Source organism: Pseudomonas sp. LBUM1672 (assembly GCF_059695655.1).
This window is the reverse complement of the sequence record NZ_CP166781.1, coordinates 5,429,818-5,449,062: the sequence shown is the minus strand read 5'-3', so window position 1 is coordinate 5,449,062 and position 19,245 is coordinate 5,429,818. Positions and strand designations below refer to the sequence as shown.

General features: G+C 59.4%; 20 protein-coding genes. 8 read left to right on the top strand and 12 right to left on the bottom strand.

Annotated features, from left to right (window positions below; genetic code table 11):
• Positions 1 to 271: 271 nt before the first annotated feature.
• The 4 genes from ACA053_RS24900 to ACA053_RS24885 are packed head-to-tail and all read right to left on the bottom strand — an operon-like array spanning position 272 to position 3,007.
• On the bottom strand, positions 272 to 1,570 hold the full coding sequence (locus tag ACA053_RS24900) for an NAD(P)/FAD-dependent oxidoreductase (RefSeq protein ID WP_109634933.1): 1,299 nt from the start codon (positions 1,568 to 1,570) through the stop codon (positions 272 to 274).
• 60 nt (positions 1,571 to 1,630) lie between these two features.
• Complete coding sequence (locus ACA053_RS24895; protein ID WP_096820886.1) at positions 1,631 to 1,804, bottom strand: DUF3094 domain-containing protein; 174 nt, start codon at positions 1,802 to 1,804, stop codon at positions 1,631 to 1,633.
• 52 nt (positions 1,805 to 1,856) lie between these two features.
• Positions 1,857 to 2,384, bottom strand: coding sequence for an MOSC domain-containing protein (locus tag ACA053_RS24890; RefSeq protein ID WP_497313772.1), 528 nt, complete (start codon positions 2,382 to 2,384; stop codon positions 1,857 to 1,859).
• Positions 2,381 to 3,007, bottom strand: a complete 627-nt coding sequence (locus tag ACA053_RS24885) for a DUF1780 domain-containing protein (protein ID WP_007970534.1) — start codon at positions 3,005 to 3,007, stop codon at positions 2,381 to 2,383. The genes ACA053_RS24890 and ACA053_RS24885 overlap by 4 nt, the downstream gene beginning before the upstream one ends.
• Positions 3,008 to 3,136: 129 nt before the next feature.
• Between ACA053_RS24885 and ACA053_RS24880 the strand changes: the two genes are divergently transcribed.
• From ACA053_RS24880 to ACA053_RS24865, 4 genes are all read left to right on the top strand, one after another.
• Positions 3,137 to 3,604, top strand: a complete 468-nt coding sequence (locus tag ACA053_RS24880) for an FAD/FMN-containing dehydrogenase (protein ID WP_497393928.1) — start codon at positions 3,137 to 3,139, stop codon at positions 3,602 to 3,604.
• Between the two features lie 281 nt (positions 3,605 to 3,885).
• On the top strand, positions 3,886 to 5,253 hold the full coding sequence (locus ACA053_RS24875; protein ID WP_497393927.1) for an aromatic acid/H+ symport family MFS transporter: 1,368 nt from the start codon (positions 3,886 to 3,888) through the stop codon (positions 5,251 to 5,253).
• Positions 5,250 to 6,470: a benzoate/H(+) symporter BenE family transporter gene (locus ACA053_RS24870; protein ID WP_497393925.1), complete on the top strand. Its 1,221-nt coding sequence runs from the start codon at positions 5,250 to 5,252 to the stop codon at positions 6,468 to 6,470. The genes ACA053_RS24875 and ACA053_RS24870 overlap by 4 nt, the downstream gene beginning before the upstream one ends.
• Before the next feature lie 17 nt (positions 6,471 to 6,487).
• Positions 6,488 to 7,756 carry an OprD family porin gene (locus ACA053_RS24865; protein WP_497393924.1) on the top strand — a complete coding sequence of 423 codons (1,269 nt, stop codon included), beginning with the start codon at positions 6,488 to 6,490 and terminating at the stop codon, positions 7,754 to 7,756.
• Positions 7,757 to 7,764: 8 nt separating this feature from the next.
• Here the strand turns inward: ACA053_RS24865 and ACA053_RS24860 are convergent, their stop codons facing one another.
• A complete protein-coding gene (locus tag ACA053_RS24860) occupies positions 7,765 to 7,998 on the bottom strand; it encodes a DUF2790 domain-containing protein (RefSeq protein ID WP_497393923.1) in 234 nt (77 codons plus the stop codon).
• 740 nt (positions 7,999 to 8,738) lie between these two features.
• Here ACA053_RS24860 and ACA053_RS24855 point away from each other — a divergent pair.
• Together ACA053_RS24855 and ACA053_RS24850 are read left to right on the top strand one after the other, a co-directional pair.
• Complete coding sequence (locus ACA053_RS24855; protein ID WP_109634921.1) at positions 8,739 to 9,428, top strand: energy-coupling factor ABC transporter permease; 690 nt, start codon at positions 8,739 to 8,741, stop codon at positions 9,426 to 9,428.
• 63 nt (positions 9,429 to 9,491) lie between these two features.
• Positions 9,492 to 9,707, top strand: a complete 216-nt coding sequence (locus ACA053_RS24850) for a hypothetical protein (protein ID WP_033054332.1) — start codon at positions 9,492 to 9,494, stop codon at positions 9,705 to 9,707.
• Positions 9,708 to 9,710: 3 nt separating this feature from the next.
• Here ACA053_RS24850 and yacG read toward each other — a convergent pair whose 3' ends face one another.
• From yacG to pilB, 5 genes are read right to left on the bottom strand one after another with little or no spacing between them, the layout of a single operon-like run.
• A complete protein-coding gene (gene yacG / locus ACA053_RS24845; protein WP_109634920.1) occupies positions 9,711 to 9,911 on the bottom strand; it encodes a DNA gyrase inhibitor YacG in 201 nt (66 codons plus the stop codon).
• The gene (coaE, locus tag ACA053_RS24840) at positions 9,908 to 10,531 is read right to left on the bottom strand and encodes a dephospho-CoA kinase (protein ID WP_109634918.1); all 624 of its coding nucleotides are present in this window, start codon (positions 10,529 to 10,531) and stop codon (positions 9,908 to 9,910) included. Before coaE ends, yacG begins: the two co-directional genes overlap by 4 nt.
• Positions 10,528 to 11,400: a prepilin peptidase gene (locus ACA053_RS24835; protein WP_497393921.1), complete on the bottom strand. Its 873-nt coding sequence runs from the start codon at positions 11,398 to 11,400 to the stop codon at positions 10,528 to 10,530. The genes coaE and ACA053_RS24835 overlap by 4 nt, the downstream gene beginning before the upstream one ends.
• Position 11,401: 1 nt before the next feature.
• The gene (locus ACA053_RS24830; RefSeq protein WP_497393920.1) at positions 11,402 to 12,619 is read right to left on the bottom strand and encodes a type II secretion system F family protein; all 1,218 of its coding nucleotides are present in this window, start codon (positions 12,617 to 12,619) and stop codon (positions 11,402 to 11,404) included.
• A 2-nt stretch (positions 12,620 to 12,621) separates the two neighbouring features.
• Positions 12,622 to 14,322, bottom strand: a complete 1,701-nt coding sequence (gene pilB / locus ACA053_RS24825) for a type IV-A pilus assembly ATPase PilB (RefSeq protein ID WP_497393918.1) — start codon at positions 14,320 to 14,322, stop codon at positions 12,622 to 12,624.
• Positions 14,323 to 14,547: 225 nt separating this feature from the next.
• Between pilB and ACA053_RS24820 the strand changes: the two genes are divergently transcribed.
• Positions 14,548 to 14,964 carry a pilin gene (locus tag ACA053_RS24820; protein ID WP_497393917.1) on the top strand — a complete coding sequence of 139 codons (417 nt, stop codon included), beginning with the start codon at positions 14,548 to 14,550 and terminating at the stop codon, positions 14,962 to 14,964.
• Between the two features lie 317 nt (positions 14,965 to 15,281).
• Complete coding sequence (locus ACA053_RS24815) at positions 15,282 to 15,635, top strand: BON domain-containing protein (RefSeq protein WP_109634911.1); 354 nt, start codon at positions 15,282 to 15,284, stop codon at positions 15,633 to 15,635.
• Between the two features lie 282 nt (positions 15,636 to 15,917).
• On the opposite strand, the gene ACA053_RS24810 is transcribed toward ACA053_RS24815, so the two are convergent.
• Entirely contained in the window at positions 15,918 to 16,214 is a 297-nt protein-coding gene (locus ACA053_RS24810) for a DUF2845 domain-containing protein (RefSeq protein ID WP_497313752.1), read from the bottom strand.
• Positions 16,214 to 19,168: a DUF748 domain-containing protein gene (locus ACA053_RS24805; RefSeq protein ID WP_497393916.1), complete on the bottom strand. Its 2,955-nt coding sequence runs from the start codon at positions 19,166 to 19,168 to the stop codon at positions 16,214 to 16,216. The genes ACA053_RS24810 and ACA053_RS24805 overlap by 1 nt, the downstream gene beginning before the upstream one ends.
• Positions 19,169 to 19,245 lie beyond the last annotated feature (77 nt).

The following is a 19,245-nucleotide window of genomic DNA, read 5'->3' as shown; positions in this document are numbered from 1 at the left end:
CGTGAGTGCGGCGATAACCGTAGCGGGCGAGTTGCCTTGCTCGGATGTGGCCATTTAAAGGGCAGGGTGTATCGCTACTGTGTCGCGCAAGGGGGAGTTTGTAAGCGAAGGGGAGAATTCGTGGCGGGAGATACAGTGAGACACAGATCTCCAAAAACAATGCAGACCAAATGTGGGAGCGGGCTTGCTCGCGAAAGCGGTGGGTCAGACAACTTATAGGTCGACTGACGCTCCCTCTTCGCGAGCAAGCCCGCTCCCACAGTGGTTGGGATTAGTGCAGCTTCAACCGCGGCTCAGTCCCGCGTCCGATCTTGCTGCCCAACATCAACATCGCCGTACGAAACGCGCCATACAGCGCCATCTGGTGCATGCGATACAGCGACACGTAAAACATCCGCGCCAGCCAGCCCTCGAGCATCACGCTACCGGTCAGGTTGCCCATCAAGTTACCCACAGCCGAAAAACGCGACAGCGAGATCAGCGAGCCGTAGTCGGTGTATTTGTATTCCGGCAACGCCTTGCCCTCGATCCGCAGTTTCAGCGATTTGGCCAGTAACGAAGCCTGCTGATGCGCGGCCTGGGCGCGTGGCGGTACGTTGCGGTCAGTGCCCGGTTGCGGGCATGCCGCGCAGTCACCGAAGGCGAAGATGTTCTCGTCGCGGGTGGTTTGCAGGGTCGGCAGCACTTGCAGCTGGTTGATGCGGTTGGTTTCCAGACCGTCGATGTCCTTGAGGAAACCCGGTGCACGAATGCCGGCGGCCCAGACTTTCAGGCTGGCGTTGATCACTTTGCCGTCGGCGGTGATCAAGCTGTCGGCAGTCACTTCGCTGACCGCGGCATTGGTCATCACATTGACCCCGAGTTTCTCCAGGGTTTTATGCACAGGCCCGCCGATGCGTTCCGGCAGGGCTGGCAGTACCCGTGGGCCGGCTTCGATCAGGGTGATGTGCATGTTTTCCGGTTTGATCCGGTCCAGGCCGTAAGCCGCCAACTCATGCGCGGCGTTGTGCAGCTCTGCGGCCAGCTCAACCCCGGTGGCACCGGCGCCGACGATGGCGACGCTGATCTGCTCGACCTTGTCGGTTTGTCCGGCATGGGCGCGCAGGTAGTGATTGAGCAATTGCTGATGGAAACGCTCGGCCTGTTTGCGGGTGTCGAGGAACAGGCAATGCTGCGCCGCGCCTTGAGTGCCGAAATCGTTGGTGGTACTGCCGACAGCAATCACCAGCGAGTCGTAAGCCACTTCACGCGCTGGCACCAGTTCCAGGCCGGCTTCGTCGTAAGTGGCGGCCAGCTGGATTTTCTTCTGCGCGCGATCAAGCCCGCTCATGCGCCCCAGCTGGAACTCGAAGTGGTTCCATTTCGCCTGGGCAACATAGTTGAGTTCGTCTTCGGAAGAGTTCAGTGACCCGGCCGCCACTTCGTGCAACAACGGCTTCCAGATGTGGGTCAGGTTCGCGTCGACCAGCATCACACTGGCCGTGCCACGTTTGCCCAGAGTCTTACCCAGACGGGTAGCCAACTCCAGACCGCCGGCGCCGCCGCCAACGATGACAATACGATGAGTCATGGGGATATCTCGCAAGGCTAAAAGAAATCGGTGCAGTCAACCGAGCGAGCGCGATGCAGCTCATAGCGTCAGGTAACTGATAAATCGGCTCAACAGGCCTAATCCAATGGTCACTGCCAACACCACCACCAGGAGCATCCACGGCCGGAAGGGCCGGCGCTCGACTCGGTGCTGGGACAGTTGCAGGTACTCTTCGACATGCTTCTGGTCGTCGGGGTTCAGGCGGCTGGTCATATTGGGCCTCGTCAGGTAGACGTTGCTGAATGTGTAGAAGCTACAGAGTGACTCAACGAACGTTGAACGGAGCATAGCCGCTGGCTGGAACAGGCTCGACGCTCACCGTATCGTCCAGGCGAATAATTCCACCTTGTAACACCCGGGCCGTGATTCCGCCATGTCCGCGCACCGCCTGAAACGTCCCGGAGCCGAGGTTGTTTTGCAGGCGTGCGCACGGCTGGCACCAACCGGTGGTTTCGAAAATCGCCTGGCCGATGCGGAAGCGCCGACCCTTGAGGCTGAACAGGTTGATACCGCTGATAACGAGGTTGCGCCGCAAATCATTAGGCAATACCGGTTTATCGTGCGGGCGGCCCATCAGCGAACTGATCACCGCCAGGTGCTCCCACTGAATCAACGTCACCTGCCGCGCGTTACGTACACCGGGGCGGGCTCGATCGCCGGTCAAACCGGCTTCAAGTCGCGCCTCTACGGCATCCAGTTCGATCATCGGCACATGGGGTTCCGGGCGCACGCCGATCCAGCGCACGCGGCCGGTTTGCGGGACTTCGGCGATTAATTCCTGCATCGGGCTCACAGGCTGATCCCGACGTCGAAGACGATGCTGCGACCCAGGTTGCTACGCAGGAAATCCGGGGCGTCCGGGTGGGCAAACAGCACACGGGCGAACGTCGGACCGACCAGCGACAGCGAACGCCAGCCTTGACGCAGGTATTCGGTGGGCGGCGGGAAATGGCTGTTGAGGTCCAGCACTTCGCGCTTGAGGCTGGCGAACGCGATGATGTCCAGTTCCCCCAGGTCCATGCCGCGTTCTTTGTAGTTGTGCGCTTTTTTACGCAAGGTCGGCGCCAGTCTCAGCAAAAACTCATTGGCCGGGATGCGCCGGGGCTTGGCCTCGCGACGCACCAGCTGGCTCAGGGAAAACGCGCTGCGCCGGCGTTGCAGCTCATCGCGCCATTCGTCATTGAGGCGTCGGCCTTCGTCGAGCACGAAGAACACCTCGAAACTGGCGTCACGAAACAGCACGTCCGGCGGCTCCCCGGCCGGGGCGAACTCGTCGGCGCGGTAGGGAATGTTCAGGCCTTGCAGCAGGCGCTGGCAGACCCAACGCTCACGCTCCCATTTGCGGGCATTGGACAGGAACGCGTTGGCTTGCTCGGCCGCTATGGTCAGCAGGCGTAAATAATCTGAGTCATCCATAGGCCCAAGCTTAGCGTTCATTTGCGACAAGCAGAAAGCGTGAAACGGTAAACAGTAGGACAGGAGGCTTGGAACGGGCGGTGTAGACTGATGGCCATTGCGCCTAGGCGCTCGAACGAGGAATAGAACGTGAAATATTGGCCCGTGTTGTTGCTCAGTCTTCTGCCTCTTTGGGCGCAGGCGTTGCAGGTGGGTGAGCGGCTGTCGCCGTGGACCTTGCTTGATCAGTTCGATCAGGCCTATACGCTCGATAACCAGACGCAGACGCTGCTGGTAGCGCGCAGCATGGACGCCGCCAAACTGGTCGACGCCGCTCTGCAGGGCCAGCCCAAGGGCTACCTGGAGGCTCGGCACGCCATATTTGTCGCGGACATCCAGCGCATGCCTCGATTGATCGCGAAAATGTTCGCGGTGCCGGCCATGCGCGATTACTCCTATCGGGTGATGCTTGACCGTGATGGTCGTGTGGCGCCGCGCTACCCCGGGTCCGTGGATAAAGTGTTGTGGCTGCAGCTCAGGAACGGTCAATTGGTGGGGCAGTCCGAATATGCCACGGCGGCGCAATTGCGTGAGGCGCTGGAGAAGGCCCTGCCTTGATTGACACAGGGCTCCCGCGACCGCAAAGGCTGACATCCGGGTCATCCACAGGGCTGCGCTTGGCGTAGGCAGTCCATCGGAGAGGTTCCGATCTGCCGGATTTACCACCTGAAATCCCCGCAACACTCCTCATCCCCGCCCGGTTCAGGGCAACGCACAAAACGGATAGCGATCTGCGCAAAGCGGATATTGCCCCGTGCCTGGCACCTTTACCCTCGGCTGTACGGACGTTCGCCGCGTTACCGACGCTCTTAAAAAAACAACAACAAGAGATCAATGCCATGCGCAAGATTGACGTACATGAGGTTATCGACAACGCACGATTCAACCGCTTTCACTGGATGGTGCTGTTCTGGTGTGCCCTGATCATCATTTTCGACGGTTACGATCTGGTGATCTACGGCGTGGTGTTGCCGATGCTGATGAAAGAGTGGGGGCTCAGTCCCCTGCAAGCGGGCGCACTGGGCAGTTACGCACTGTTCGGCATGATGTTCGGTGCGCTGTTTTTCGGTCCGCTGTCGGACAAGATCGGCCGCAAGAAAGCCATCACGATCTGCGTGATGCTGTTCAGCGGGTTTACCGTGCTCAACGGTTTTGCCCGCAATCCCACCGAATTTGGCCTCTGCCGATTCATTGCCGGGCTCGGCATCGGCGGGGTGATGCCCAACGTCGTGGCGTTGATGAACGAATACGCGCCGAAGAAAATCCGCAGCACGCTGGTGGCGATCATGTTCAGCGGCTACTCGGTGGGCGGCATGCTCTCGGCGGGGCTCGGCATCGTGCTGATCCCGAGTTTTGGCTGGCAATCGGTGTTTTACGTGGCAGTGCTGCCGTTGCTGTTGTTGCCGCTGATCATGTACTTCCTGCCCGAGTCGGTGGGTTTCATGCTGCGTCAGGGGCGCAATGCAGAGGCTCGCAACATCCTGCAGCGGATTGACCCGGCTTACGTCGCGCAAACCGGCGATCAGCTGCACATGAGCGAAGTGAAGGGCACCGGCACGCCGGTGTTGCAACTGTTTCGCGAAGGTCGCGCGCTGCGCACGCTGATGTTGTGGCTGGCGTTTTTCTGCTGCCTGCTGATGGTCTACGCCTTGAGTTCCTGGCTGCCGAAACTGATGGCCAATGCCGGTTACAGCCTGGGCTCGAGTCTGTCATTCCTGCTGGTGCTCAACTTCGGCGCCATTTTCGGCGCGGTTGGCGGCGGTGTGTTGGGGGACAAACTCAACCTGCCACGGGTGTTGGCGGTGTTCTTCGCCGTGGCCGCCGTGTCAATCACCTTGCTGGGTTTCAACAGCCCGATGCCGCTGTTGTACCTCCTGATCGCGATTGCCGGCGCCACAACGATTGGCTCGCAAATCCTTTTGTATGCCTGTGCTGCGCAGTTCTACTCCATGACCATTCGTTCCACCGGTCTGGGCTGGGCCTCGGGTATCGGGCGCAACGGTGCCATTGTCGGGCCGCTGCTGGGCGGTGCGTTGCTCGGGATCAGCCTGCCGCTGCAACTGAACTTCATGGCCTTTGCCTTGCCCGGGGCAGTGGCCGCGATTGCCATGACCGTGTTCGCCATCAGCAGTCGGCGCAGCGCTAAACAAGCGCTGTCGGGCTTGCGCCACGGTTCGATCGACGGGTCTGTTGGCGACGTTTCATGAGAGCGTTAGTCCGGGATTTTTCCCTGTCTGCGGCAGTCGCCGGATTTATCGCCACGGTGATTTCCTACGCAGGCCCGCTGGTGATCATCTTCCAGGCCGCCGAGACCGCGCACCTCTCGCGAGAGGTGTTGTCGTCCTGGGTCTGGGCGATTTCCATCGGCAGCGCCGTGCTCGGTATCGGCTTGAGCCTGCGTTACCGCGTCCCGGTGATCATCGCGTGGTCGGCGCCGGGCTCGGCGTTGCTGGTGGCGCTGTTGCCGGGGATCTCCATGCCCGAGGCGGTGGGGGCCTACCTGGTCAGCAGTCTGATTATTTTCCTGGTCGGGGTGTCGGGGGCGTTTGACCGGATCATCAGCAAACTGCCCGCGGCGATTGCGGCAGCGATGCTGGCGGGGATTCTGTTCAGCTTCGGCACCGGTTTGTTCGTGTCGCTGCAGGGCAAGCCGTTGCTGGTACTGGCGATGTTCGCCACGTACCTGATCTGCAAGCGGCTGATGCCGCGTTATGCGGTGGTGATGGTGCTGCTGGTGGGCTGCTCGATGGCTTTTCTTTCCGGTGATTTGCACCGCGAAGCCTTGGTGATCGGTTTGGCCACGCCGGTGTGGATCACGCCCGTGTTCAGCCTGAGCGCGACGCTGAATATCGCCTTGCCGCTGGTGATGGTGGCGTTGACCGGCCAGTTCGTCCCCGGCATGGCGGTGCTGCGTGCCAGCGGCTATCAAACGCCGGCCAGCCCGATCATCGCCAGCAGTGCGTTGGGCACCGCGCTGCTGGCGCCATTCGGTTGTCACGGGCTGAATCTGGCGGCGATTACCGCGGCCATTTGTACCGGGCGCGAGGCCCATGAAGATCCCGGCAAACGCTATGTGGCCGGGGTTGTCGGCGGGCTGTGTTACCTGGTGCTGGGGATCTTCGGCGCCACCCTGGTTTCTCTGTTTTCGGCCTTTCCCAAGGAACTGATCGCAGCCCTGGCCGGGCTGGCGCTGTTCGCCGCGATTGCCGGGGCATTGGCCGGCGCCATGGCCGTGCCGAGCGATCGCGAAGCCGCATTGGTGACCTTTCTGACCACCGCGTCGGGTATGTCGTTGCTGGGTTTGTCCGCCGCTTTTTTGGGGCTGATTTTCGGCATGGTCACGCACTTGTTGTTAAACGCCCGTCGTCCCGTTCCTCGCCGCGAATGCGCTACGGCTGAAGCACTTCAACCTGTCGATCAATAAAAATAAGAGAAATAACGATGAAACAGATTTTTCCAACAACCGGTTCGGTGTTGTCCATGGCGGTCGTCTCGGGTTTCTCCTCCGGTGCGATGGCGGCCGAGGGTGGCTTCATCGAAGACACTACGGCCACCTTGCAAGCGCGCAATTACTACTTCAGCCGGGACTTCTCCGACATCGTCGGGGCCAACCAGCAATCGAAGGCCGAAGAGTGGGCGCAGGGCTTCATCCTCAACGTCAAATCCGGTTATACCCAAGGCCCCGTCGGTTTTGGTGTGGATGTCATTGGCCTGCTCGGCCTCAAGCTCGACAGCAGCCCGGACCGGGTCAATACCGGTTTGCTGCCGGTAAAGGATGACGGGCGCGCGGCGAATGATTACAGCCGACTGGAAGGCGCGTTGAAGGTGCGTTTCTCCAAAACCGAATTGAAGGTGGGCGAACTGCAACCGAACCTGCCGGTGCTGGCCTTCAGCGATATCCGTTTGCTGCCGCCCAGCTATCAGGGCGCGAGCATCAGCTCGAACGAGATCAATGGCCTGACGGTGCAAGGGGGACACTTGAACTCGACCAGCCTGCGTAACGAGGCTGGCGACGAAAAGATGCAAGCCATGCTCGGTCATGTGCCGCAGCGTCAGGTCAGCAGCGACGGCTTCAACTTTGCCGGCGCCGATTACGCCTTCAACGATAAACGCAGCTCGGTCAGCGCGTGGTTCGGGCAACTGGAAGATATCTACAACCAGCGTTTCCTCGGCTTCAAGCACAGCGAGCCGTTGGGCAACTGGATCTTGGGTGCCAACCTTGGTTACTACGATTCGCGCGAAGACGGCAAAAAATTGCTCGGCAACATCGACAACCAGGCGTTCTTCTCCTTGCTGTCGGCCAAGCGCGGTGGGCACACGTTTTATCTCGGCTATCAGGGCATGTTCGGCGACAGCGCGTTCCCGCGGGTGTTTGCCAACATCTCACCGCTGGGCAACGAGGTGCCAACCTATGAATTCGCCTACACCGACGAGCGATCCTGGCAAGCGCGCTACGACTACGATTTTGCCGCGCTTGGCGTGCCTGGGCTGACCAGCACCGTGCGCTACATCAGCGGGGGCAATGTCGATACCGGGCAAGGGTTCGAGGGCAAGGACCGCGAGCGCGATCTCGATCTCGGCTATGTGTTGCAGAGCGGCAGCCTCAAAGGCCTCGGGATTCGCGTGCGCAACGTGATGGCGCGTTCCAACTACCGCAGCGATATCGACGAGAACCGTTTGATCCTCAGCTATACGTGGACGTTGCTATGAGGCGCTAGTTACAGGTTGCTCGTGCAGTTGCCCATGACTTGATAGGTCACTTGATGCGTCTGTCCCTTGTGATCGATGTAGACCATGGTGGCTGGCACGACGTCGCAGGCCGTTGCGGTGTCTGTTACTGACACCACTTCGGCGATGTCCAGCGACTGTGATGGGGGGGCGGCCGGCTCGTTGCTGGCAGCCATGGCGGAGGTTGCGATCAGGGTCAGAAACAGGCTGGTCAGGGTTTTCATTGTTGTGGGCTCGGGGTTGATTCTGATGTTTGAAGTTTAGTCTTTGGCAGTGAGTGATAAAGGGGGCTGGGTTTGATTCAGCGTTGCAGGGAACGTAACAATCGCTGTTTTTGGTTGAGGTCATATCCGTTTCTGCGGTAACGGCAGCTATTGGTTCCGCCCTTACGGCGGTTCACTTTGGAAAAGCCCCAAAGTAACCAAAGGGCTCTTGCCCCTGACGTTCGGTGCCTCGCCCAGGCTCGGCATGCCCTCGCTCCGGTCCTGCTCCGTGGGCCCGCCGCCGTCGGCCATCCATGGCCGGGGGCGGCTAACCCGGCATCCTTGCCGGGTTGCCCACTGCGCAGAACCTCCACTCGGCCTCTCGATATAGGCGTGTACCGCAAGAGCAAAAGCGAGGCGGCCTACGGGCCGACCTGATCTCAAGTGCACGTGTTCCCCCTGTGGGAGCGGGCTTGCCCGCGAAGGGGCCGTGTCAGTCGACATCATGGCGGATGCCAGTCCGCTTTCGCGAGCAGGCTCGCTTGTATGTTTAGACTTGAAGGGGGGGCGGGACTACAGACTCGATTTTGCTTTTGATCTTGATCTGCCCCGTCGGAAGGCCGGAACCAATAGCAGCCGTTACCGCAGGAACGGATACGCCCCCAATCATGGAGCCCCCTCCCGAAATCGAAGCGCACTCAAAGCCCGGTGTAGACTGAGGGCCTGTTCTCTTTTGGCAAGACAAAGGAGTGTGCCCAGACATGATCGGCGCCGAGTTACTGTCACCTGAAACCCTCGCAGCAGGGTGGTTGATCTATATACCGGTGCTGGTCTGGGCCGTTGCGCGAGCGCCGTGGGTCGAGCTGTTCAGCGACAGGCGCCGCCAGCATCTGCTGTTCGGCACGGTGTTCGCGCTGTTCATGCTGTGGCTGGTGCGTCGCGATTTCGATACCGGCGTGTCCTACCACTTCATCGGCATGACCGCGGTGACGCTGTTGCTCGACTGGCCACTGGCGATTGTCGGCGGGTTGGTCGCGCAAGCGGGGTTAGTGCTGCTCGGGCGCCAGGATCTGCTGGCGATGGGGGTCAATGGTGCGCTGTTTATTCTGCTGCCTGTGCTGGTCACCGAATGCTGCGCGATCCTGGTGGAGCGAGCGCAGCCGCGTAATCCCTTCGTGTATATCTTTGTTTCCGGGTTCTCGGCTGCAGCGCTTTCGGCGTTGTTGTGCCTGGTGCTGGCGCTGACGTTGCTGTGGTATGACGAGCGTTTCGCCATGCCTTATTGGCTCGAGGATTTTGTCGGTTACCTGTGGCTGATCATTTTTCCGGAGGCGTTCATCAACGGCATGGTGGTCAGCGCACTAGTGGTGTTCTGCCCCGAGTGGCTGGAGACCTTCAACCGCACACGTTACCTTTCGGCGCCCTGGAAAGACGACGATCCCAAGTCTTGATCCACATCAAATCCAACCATCGCTGACGCTTCCATGCTCCGCAAAACCTTCAGGAGCATCGAAATGAGTGTCTACGAATGGGCAAGGCAGGAGTTGCGTCAGAGTCTGGATGGCGCGCAGGAAGTGGGGTTTGATCCGGGATTGAGCCTGCGCGCCTTGCTCAGTGCAGTGGTGCAACAGAGCAAGGCGGTGCGCAGCGCCGAAGACCTGGCCGATGAGTTGCGTTTTCTCGCGGAAAACCTCGATGACAGCCAGGATTACGGTTTTATGCGGCCTTGAAGATCAGTGACGCGGCTCGAAGTCTTCGCTGAACATCTCGTCTTCGGCATCCGGGCTGACCGGAATCTTGTGTTCTTCCGACGCCCAGGCGCCCAGGTCGATCAGTTTGCAACGGTCCGAACAGAACGGTCGGAACGTGCTCTCGGCGCTCCATTCAACGGGGGCGCCACAGGTTGGGCAATTGACGATTGGGGTCTGGCTCATGACTGGCCTCCACGCAAAGTAAGGTAAAAGTGATGCAGGCGTTCGACCTCGCTGTGCAGCCAGGCGAGGTCGCGGTCGTTGACCACCACATCGTCGGCGTGGCTCACGCGGTCCTGGCGGCTGGATTGCGCCTTGAGGATCGCCTGGACCTGTTGCTCGCTGGTCTGGTCACGCTGCAAGGTGCGTTCGATCTGTAGCTGTTCCGGGGCATCGATCACCAGGACCCGTTGGGTCATGGCGTACTGCCCGGACTCGATCAGCAACGGCGAAACCAGAATCGCGTAAGGCGATTGTGCCTTGGCCAGGTGATCGGCGATTTCCTTGGCGATCAGCGGATGCAGCAACGCTTCGAGCCAGCGGCGTTCCTCCGGCACTTCAAAGATCAGCTTGCGCAACGCAGCGCGATCCAGTTGCCCGTCGGCTTGCAACACGCCGGGGCCAAAGTGTTCAGCGATTTGCGCCAATGCCGGGCGACCCGGTTCCACCACCCAGCGCGCCGCATGATCGGCGTCCACAACGTGTACACCGAGGTCGATAAAGTGCTGGGCAGCCGCGCTTTTGCCGCTGCCGATGCCGCCGGTCAGGCCGAGAATCCAGGGTTTTTCCACAGGGGTATTCATTTCAAACCGACAAACTGCCAATAGAAGCCGGTTATTTGACCACCCCAGAGCAAGGCAATCCAGCCGGCAATCGCCAGAAAGGGTCCGAAGGGGATCGGTGTCGAGGTTTTTGCGTGGCGCAGGCGCAGTAAAATCACGCCGATGATGGCCCCCACAAGGGATGAAAGGAGAAGGGTCAGGGGCAATATCTGCCAGCCGCCCCAAGCGCCGATCATGGCCAGCAGCTTGAAATCGCCGTGACCGATGCCGTCCTTGCCGGTGAGCAGCTTGAACAGCCAGAACACCGTCCACAACGTCATATAACCGGCCACCGCGCCCCACAACGCCTCATGCAATGACACGAACAACCCGAAGCTGTTGACGATCAACCCCAGCCACAGCAGCGGCAACACCAGTACATCCGGCAGCAGTTGGTGCTCGGCGTCGATCAGGCTCATGGCCAGCAAGCCCCAGGTCAGCACCAGCACCATGCAGGCCTGCCAGCCGAAGCCGAAATGCCAGGCAATAAACGCCGAGAGCAGACCACAGGCCAGTTCAGTCAGCGGATAACGCTTGCTGATCGCCGTGGCGCAGTTCGAGCATCGCCCCCGTAGAAACAGATAGCTGAGCAGCGGAATGTTTTCCCAGGCGCGGATTTGATGGTCGCAATGCGGGCAGTGGGAATGAGGCAGCATCAGGTTATAGGCCGGGCCCGGCGCCTCGGGCGGCACGCCCAACACGTCATGGGCTTGCAGCCGCCATTCGCGGTGGAGCATTTTCGGCAGGCGCCAGACCACCACGTTGAGGAAGCTGCCAACCAGCAGGCCGACCGCCAGGGCGATGCCTACGAACACCAGCGGATAGAGGATCAGGATGTCGTTCAAGGGCATGTCAGATCGCTGAGCCGAGTTGGAAAATGGGCAGGTACATCGCAACCACCAGGCCACCGACAATAACACCCAGCACCACCATGATGAACGGCTCCATCAGGCTGGTGAGGTTATCGACCATATTGTCCACTTCATCCTCGTAGAAGCTCGCGACCTTATCGAGCATGTCGTCCAGTGCACCGGATTCTTCGCCAATGGCGGTCAACTGGATCGCCATGCTGGGAAAGATGCCCGAGGTGCGCATGGAAAAATTCAGCTGCATGCCGGTCGACACGTCCTGCTTGATGCGCAGCACGGCACGTTTGAATACGATGTTGCCGGTCGCGCCAGCCACTGACTCCAGGGCTTCGACCAACGGCACGCCAGCGGCGAACGTGGTCGACAGGGTGCGGGCGTAACGGGCCACGGCAGACTTGTACATCAAGGTGCCGATAAGCGGCAGCTTTAGTAGCCAGGTGTCCATCCGGTCCCGAAAGCCCTGGGAGGTTTTAAAGGCTTGGCGCACACCGAAGATGGCGGCGACCAACACGACCAGCATCATCCACCACCACGCCTGCATGAACTCCGACAGGCCTATGACCATTACGGTGAAGGCCGGCAACTCCGCGCCAAAGCCCTTGAACACCGACTCGAACTGCGGCACCACCTTGACCAGCAGAATCCCGGTGACAATGATCGCCACGAAGACCACGGCCAGCGGGTAGGTCATGGCTTTCTTGATCTTCGCTTTCAGGCTTTCGCTCTTTTCCTTGTAGGTCGCTACCCGTTCCAGCAGGGTGTCCAGCGCGCCGGCCTGTTCACCGGCATCAACGAGGTTGCAGTACAACTCATCGAAATACTGCGGCTTTTTACGCAGGGACGCGGCGAAGCTGTTACCCGCCGCGACTTCCTGTTTCACCTCGTCCACCAGTTTGCGCATGGCCGGGTTGTCGAAGCCTTCGCCGATGATGTCGAACGACTGCAGCAGTGGCACGCCGGCTTTCATCATGGTCGCCATCTGCCGGGTAAACAGGGCAATTTCCTGAGCCTTGATACGTTTGCCGAAGCTGAAAATCGAGGCGGATTTCTTGCGCACCCTGCCGGGGTTGATTCCCTGCTTGCGCAGCTGAGCCTTGATCAACGCTGGGTTGAGTCCGCTCAACTCGCCGGTCATTTTGGAGCCTTTGCGGTCCGTACCTTCCCAGGCGTAGACACTGATTTTTGCTGCTTTGACCGCCATGTTCAGTCCTTGGTGACCCGGTTGATTTCTTCAAGGCTGGTGATGCCTTGCATGGCCTTGCTCAATCCCGAAGTGCGCAAGTCGTTGAAACCGTCCTTGCGCATCTGGATGTCGATTTCCAGTGAATTGCCTTCGGCCATGATCAGCCGTTGCAGGTCCGGTGTGTTCTTCACCACTTCATAAATCCCCACTCGCCCTTTGTAACCGCGGTTGCACTGATCGCAGCCGACCGGCTCATAGATCGTGAACAAGCCGATGCGTTCCTCGGGGAAGCCTTCCTTGAGCAACGCCTCGCGGGGAATCTCGATGGGTTTCTTGCAATGGCTGCACAGTTTGCGCGCCAGCCGCTGGGCGATGATCAGGGTCACCGAGGTGGCAATGTTGAAGCCCTTAATGCCCATGTTGTGCAAGCGGGTCAGGGTTTCCGCGGCGCTGTTGGTGTGCAGGGTGGAAAGCACCATGTGCCCGGTCTGGGCGGCCTTGATGGCGATCTCGGCGGTTTCGAGGTCGCGGATTTCACCGACCATGATCACGTCCGGGTCCTGACGCAGAAACGAGCGCAGCGCCTGGGCGAAATCCAGCCCTTGCTTGGGATTGACGTTGACCTGATTGATGCCTTCCATGTTGATCTCCACCGGGTCTTCGGCGGTAGAGATGTTGATGTCCACGGTGTTGAGGATGTTCAGCCCGGTGTAGAGCGACACGGTCTTGCCCGAACCGGTCGGCCCGGTGACCAGGATCATGCCCTGTGGCTGCTTCAGCGCAGCCATGTACAAGGCTTTCTGTTCCGGCTCGTAGCCGAGGGCGTCGATGCCCATTTGCGCGCTGGACGGGTCGAGGATCCGGATCACCACTTTCTCGCCCCACAGGGTCGGCAGGGTGTTGACCCGGAAGTCGATGGATTTGGTCTTGGACAGGCGCATCTTGATCCGTCCGTCCTGGGGTTTGCGCCGCTCGGAGATGTCGAGGCTGGCCATGACTTTCAGTCGCGCCGCAATGCGGTTGGCCAGTTGGCTCGGCGGCTTGGCGACTTCGCGCAGCATGCCGTCGGTGCGCATCCGCACCCGGTAGGTTTTTTCGTAAGGCTCGAAATGCAGGTCGGACGAACCGCTCTTGATCGCATCGAGCAACATCTTGTGGACGAAGCGCACCACCGGCGCGTCATCGGCATCCTGGCCTGCGATGGAGTCCTTTTTATTGTCATCGACCGACTCGATATCCAGCCCGTCAAGGTCAACATCAGCCATGTCTTCCAGACCGGTGGCTTGGCTGTCGAAGAATTTATCGATGGCATCGCCGAGTTTATCGTCCTCCACCAGAATGGCTTCGGTGTTCAGTCCTGTGCTGAACTGGATGTCATTGATGGCTTGATGATTGGTCGGGTCGGAAACCCCCACGAACAGCTTGTTGCCACGACGCCAGAGGGGCAGGGCGTGGTGCTGACGGATCAGCTTCTCGCTGACCAGCCCTCGGGGTTGGGTTTCTTTATCCAGGCAATTGAGGTCGAGCAGCGGCATGCCGAAATGCTCCGAGGCAATCTCGGCGACCTGTCGGCTCTTCACCAGTCTGTTCTGCACCAGATAACTGACCAGGGAGATTTTGTTGCGTTGAGCTTGCTGATACGCCTGTTGCGCGCTTTGGTCAGTGAGCAGTTCGGCCAGAACCAATTGCTTGGCCAGACCGCTAAGGGCGATGTCATTCATTGGGATACCGGACGCAGACAGTTCATGACTTATAGCCTAGTCAATGAGCTGAGCCAAACCAGCGGCCGTCAGGTGACAAATAGTGTCAGATAGTGCGGATCCTGGGGGTAGGAAAGCTCCATACCTTGGTTTTGTGCCCCGAAAACAGGGAGTGCAGCGCTTGGCACGGGCTGTGCTGAAGCTTATTCAGATCATGAGATTTCGACTCATGCATGGAGCCTGTCTATGAATACTCAAAAAGGTTTTACCCTGATCGAACTGCTGATCGTGGTGGCGATCATCGGGATTCTGGCGACGTTTGCGTTGCCGATGTACTCCAAGTATCAAGCGAAGGCCAAAGTCACGGCGGGCCTGGCAGAAATTTCCGCGTTGAAAGTGCCCTTTGAAGAACTCATGAATAACGGGACCAGCCCGGCGAATGTGGCGGCAATTGGTGGGACTAGCCCAACTTCTAACTGCACGCTGACAGCGTCCGGTACCGCCGCTGATGGTGCCGGGACCATTGTTTGTACGATCGTTAACGCGCCTGCGCCGGTATTAGGCAAGACGGTCACGCTGACGCGCTCGACCACTGGTTGGGTTTGCTCCAGTAATGCTCAGCAGGACTTCTTGCCTAAAGGCTGCACCGGTTCCGCGACATAACGCTCAGCAATTCTTTTGAAAGCCAAAGCCCCGCCCTGAAAAGCGGGGCTTTTTGCTGGAACGGCACCCGAGAATTCGAAAAACAAGAAAACCCCGACAATTCATGGCCTTAGGCCCACGTCAAAACCCGCAACTTGCATGTAGAGAATCTCGAAGTCATGCATTTTGCATGATTTCGAAAATCAGGTGATTTTATAAGCTGTTGTTTTAAAAGGATTTATTGGCTGTCTCAAAGTTGGCACAGCGTTCGCAATATACCCAGTAACCCTGCTGACAAGACACGCAGCAGACTTTCTAGAAAAACAGGAGTTACTCGTATGAAGAAGTTCGCTATCGCTGCCGCTGCTGCTACCGCGCTGACCCTGACCATGGCCAACGCTGCATTCGCTCAAACCCAAGCGACCCAGGCGCCAATGGTCCTGGCCGCCGGTGAAGTGACCCAAGCCAAAGAAGCTACCTCCGACACCTGGATCACCACCAAAGTCAAAGCAGACCTGGTAACCGAAAAAGGCATTCCTGGTACCGACATCAAAGTCGAAACCAACAAAGGTGTTGTGTCTCTGTCGTCCACCGTTGCGGTGACTGACGCTCAGAAAGCCACCGCCGTGGCTATCGCCAAGAAAATCAAAGGCGTCCAGGCGGTCTCCGCTGACGGCCTGAAAGCCGAGTAAGGCAAGACTTCTCGCCTGGACTGGGAGAAGGCGCGGCAGGCGGGCCGAGTAATACGCCAGCCGCATCTGGAGAGTTCATGCGACGGCCACAAGGATGTGGTCATTACAGGCCTCCGACATTCGTGTCGGGGGCCTGTTCTATTGTGGGCGCCGCAAAAACCACTGTGGGAGCGGGCTTGCTGGCGAAATCGGTGTGTCAGCCAACATCAATGCTGAATGACGCACCGCTTTCGCGAGCAAGCCCGCTCCCACATTTGTATGTGCCCACTTTGGATGGTGGGTTCAGTTCCCGCGTTTGCTGGTGATCTGTCTCAGCCGATTGCCTTCAAACCGCAGGTACTGATACATCCCGCCATTGGGCCCGTAGGTCCATTCCTCGACCTGAAACTCTTCCCGTCGGTTGGCGCTGCGCTTGTAGCCCAGCAGATCGCGGCTGACCGGTTCACCGCATTTCTGCAGCACTTCGCTGGACCGGTCACCGACGCTGACCAATTGACTGCCGCAGCGCAAGGTATCGGCCGCCGAGGCCTGGCTGGCCGCCAGTGCCAGGGTCAGGCTCATCAGCACTCGTCTGATCATCACTCGGCATCCAGGTGCATTGGCGTCACCACCCGACCGTCACTTTCTGCCTCGCCCAGTTGGGCGTCGATGAAGTAGACGCGGTCATCGGCCATCTGCGTCTTGTCCACCAGGTAATCCTTGATGCTGCTGGCGCGCTCCTGACCGAGCTGGCGCAATAGCACATCGCTGGAGCTCCAGAACTTGATCACGTCTGCGCGCATTTTTGCGGTGCGTTCTTCCTTGCCCAGGTCCTTCCATTCTGCGGGTGGCTGGGTCTTCAGGCGGGTGCGGTAGATCCCTTCCAGCAGCGGACCTTTCTCGCTGTCCGGCACCTGCACCAAGGAAGCCTGGGCCGGAACCTTGTCACCGCGCCGCTGGAGCATTTTGTAGTAGTTGTACTGGTATTCGCGTTCAAGCCGTTGTTCGGCAATCAGTGGGCCGTCGCTGCTGGCGGCGGCCGTGCCTTCGATTTCCAGGCGCAGGGCAGGACGTTCCTTGAGGGCTTGGGACAGTTTGACCAACGAAGCCTCGGCGTCCTTGCTCAGATCGCTTGAACCCGGTGCAAACGAGACAGTGCCCAGATCTTCCGAACCACCGCCACTGACCAGCCCGCCAATCATTTTGAACGGGGCGGCAGCGGCTTTGACGATCAGGTTGCGCAGGGTCTGCCAGACGATCGGCATGACGCTGAATTGCGGGTTGTTCAAGTCGCCGGTCACCGGCAGCTCGATGGAAATCTTGCCATCGACGTCCTTGAGCAAGGCGATCGCCAGTTTCAGCGGCAGGCTGACAGCGTCCGGACTGTCGACTTTTTCACCCAGTTGCAGTTGCTCGACCACTACTTTGTTCTCGGCCTTGAGCTGGCCCTTGACGATGATGTAATGCAGGTCGAGATTGAGTCGGCCCTTGCGGATGCGGTAACCGGCGAACTTGCCGGAGTAGGGCGTCAGCGTGGTCAGTTCCACGCGTTTGAAACTGGTGGCGATGTCGAGGCTGGCCATCGGGTCGAACGGGTTGACCGACCCCTTGATGGTCACGGGCGCATAGCGGTCGACCTTGCCTTTGATATCGACGGTGGCCGGTTTTGCCTGACGGCTGTCGATGGTGCCGATCTGCCCGTTGAGCTGTTGCACGGCCGTGGCGAAGTTCGGCGTCAGGCTGAAGTCGGCGAAGTTCGCCGAACCGTCATTGATCGCAATGCCGCCAATGTGGATGCCCAGCGGTTTGTCCTTGCTGGCGGGTTTGGCAGCGGCGGTCTTGGCAACCCCGGTGTCGGCCGGTTGCGGGATCAGCAGGTCATCCACGTTGGTGGTGCGGTCATCGTTGATCATGAAGCGCACGTAAGGCTGGAACAGGTTGACCTTGTCGATCGTCAGGCTGTCGCCGTGTTGATAATTCAGTCCTTCGAGCACCAGTTGCTGCCACTTGAGGAAGTCGCGAGTCTTGAGGGTGTCGAGGGTATGCAGTTGATCGACCTGTGCTTTGCCGGTGACGCTGAACGCCAATGGCTCGGTGCTTTTCAGGTCGACCGCCAGATCACTGCCGAGCATGCCACTGCGCAGTTCCAGGCGAATGAACGGGTTGATGTAGGACTGGGCGACACGCAGATCGATGTCCTTGGTCTGCACGTTCAATTTGGCGCTGACCGGTGCAAGATTGACCACTCCGTCGGCCATGAGCTTGCCCTGTTTACCCACGCCGGTGTCGAGCTTGAGGTTAAAAGGCGAGCCGTTGAGGCTGTCGAAATTCTGCAGGTCCAGGTTCAGGGGGCCGACATCCAGCGCCACGACGGGTTGTGCCTTGCGATCGGCCAGATGCACCTGGTAATTGCGCAGTTGCACGTCTTTGAGCAGCACTTGCCACGGTTTGCTGGGTGGCGCGGGTTCAGGTTTCGGTGAATCAGCGGCGGCTGGAGTGCTGGTTGGTTCGGCGTTGGCTTTGACCGTCGCCTTGGAAGGCTGACTGGCGAACAGTTTCTGCCAGTCGAGTTGGCCATCCGCTTCCAGGGCGGCCCAGGTTTCCAGTTTATTGCTACGGATCTTGCCGACCACCACTTGCTGTTTGGCCAGATCCACGGTGGTTTCGCTGATGTCCAGACGCTCGAGTTTCGCCAGCGGTCGACCGTCCGGAGCCTTGATGGCGAAGGGCGCGACGCTGACGGCGACGTTACTCAGCAGCAGTTCGGTTTCCTTGGACAAGTTGAGCTTGTAGTCGGTACTCAGGTTGACGACGCCGTCTTCCAGCACCAGCGGCAATGCGTCACGCACATAGGGCCAAAAGGCTTTCATCTTGCCGTCGGTGATCTTCAACTTACCTTCGGAGGCAATCGGGATCAGGCTGAAGTTACCGGTCCAGTCGAGCTGTCCACCGGCCGGGCCGACGGCCACCAGGGTCATGTCGGCACTGTCTTCGGGCAGGGTGCTGAGGTTCTTCAGCTCGAAGTCGAGTTTGTCGTAGAGAAACTCGATGGGTTCGCTGGGGCGCAAATCCTGAAAGTGCACATTGCCGCCAGCCAGTTTGATCCGCTCGATGCGCAACGGAAACGGCTTGGCGTCCGGGTCGGCGGGAGTTGGCTCACTGGCGGGGATCTTGAACAGGCCCAACAGATTGAGTTTGCCGTCCTTGCCGAAGAGGATTTCGGTCTTGGGTTTGTCCAGTTCGATATCGGACAGGTGCAGCGCTTTGGTCCACAGGCTGTCGATCTGCAAGTTGGCATACAGGCGTTCAAAGCCGACCTGTTCTTTGCCCGGCTCGCCGATGACCAAGCCCCAAAGGGTCACTTCCAGGCTGAAAGGGTTGAGTTCGATGCGGGAAATCGTGGCGGGCATCGTGGCGTAGTTGGCCAATTGTTGGTTGGCAACCCGCAACGCGATGCCCGGCAAAATCAGAAACCCCAGCAGGCTATAAAGGGCCAGAGCAGTCAACAATGCGCCAATAGCGCGAATCAATCCTTTGGGCATGTGCGGCTTCATCTGTCTGAATCGGAGTGCGTTGGAGTATGGCACGCGAATCCGGTTCCGAAGTGATCCTGCTTTATAGGATTAATCTG

Excerpts from the sequence above, each read along its gene's own strand:
- ACA053_RS24900 (WP_109634933.1), bottom strand. The coding sequence starts at position 1,570 with ATGACTCATCGTATTGTCATCGTTGGCGGCGGCGCCGGCGGTCTGGAG.
- ACA053_RS24895 (WP_096820886.1), bottom strand. The coding sequence starts at position 1,804 with ATGACCAGCCGCCTGAACCCCGACGACCAGAAGCATGTCGAAGAGTAC.
- ACA053_RS24885 (WP_007970534.1), bottom strand. The coding sequence starts at position 3,007 with ATGGATGACTCAGATTATTTACGCCTGCTGACCATAGCGGCCGAGCAA.
- ACA053_RS24875 (WP_497393927.1), top strand. The coding sequence starts at position 3,886 with ATGCGCAAGATTGACGTACATGAGGTTATCGACAACGCACGATTCAAC.
- ACA053_RS24870 (WP_497393925.1), top strand. The coding sequence starts at position 5,250 with ATGAGAGCGTTAGTCCGGGATTTTTCCCTGTCTGCGGCAGTCGCCGGA.
- ACA053_RS24865 (WP_497393924.1), top strand. The coding sequence starts at position 6,488 with ATGAAACAGATTTTTCCAACAACCGGTTCGGTGTTGTCCATGGCGGTC.
- ACA053_RS24860 (WP_497393923.1), bottom strand. The coding sequence starts at position 7,998 with ATGAAAACCCTGACCAGCCTGTTTCTGACCCTGATCGCAACCTCCGCC.
- ACA053_RS24855 (WP_109634921.1), top strand. The coding sequence starts at position 8,739 with ATGATCGGCGCCGAGTTACTGTCACCTGAAACCCTCGCAGCAGGGTGG.
- ACA053_RS24850 (WP_033054332.1), top strand. The coding sequence starts at position 9,492 with ATGAGTGTCTACGAATGGGCAAGGCAGGAGTTGCGTCAGAGTCTGGAT.
- yacG (WP_109634920.1), bottom strand. The coding sequence starts at position 9,911 with ATGAGCCAGACCCCAATCGTCAATTGCCCAACCTGTGGCGCCCCCGTT.
- coaE (WP_109634918.1), bottom strand. The coding sequence starts at position 10,531 with ATGAATACCCCTGTGGAAAAACCCTGGATTCTCGGCCTGACCGGCGGC.
- ACA053_RS24835 (WP_497393921.1), bottom strand. The coding sequence starts at position 11,400 with ATGCCCTTGAACGACATCCTGATCCTCTATCCGCTGGTGTTCGTAGGC.
- ACA053_RS24830 (WP_497393920.1), bottom strand. The coding sequence starts at position 12,619 with ATGGCGGTCAAAGCAGCAAAAATCAGTGTCTACGCCTGGGAAGGTACG.
- pilB (WP_497393918.1), bottom strand. The coding sequence starts at position 14,322 with ATGAATGACATCGCCCTTAGCGGTCTGGCCAAGCAATTGGTTCTGGCC.
- ACA053_RS24820 (WP_497393917.1), top strand. The coding sequence starts at position 14,548 with ATGAATACTCAAAAAGGTTTTACCCTGATCGAACTGCTGATCGTGGTG.
- ACA053_RS24815 (WP_109634911.1), top strand. The coding sequence starts at position 15,282 with ATGAAGAAGTTCGCTATCGCTGCCGCTGCTGCTACCGCGCTGACCCTG.
- ACA053_RS24810 (WP_497313752.1), bottom strand. The coding sequence starts at position 16,214 with ATGATCAGACGAGTGCTGATGAGCCTGACCCTGGCACTGGCGGCCAGC.
- ACA053_RS24805 (WP_497393916.1), bottom strand. The coding sequence starts at position 19,168 with ATGAAGCCGCACATGCCCAAAGGATTGATTCGCGCTATTGGCGCATTG.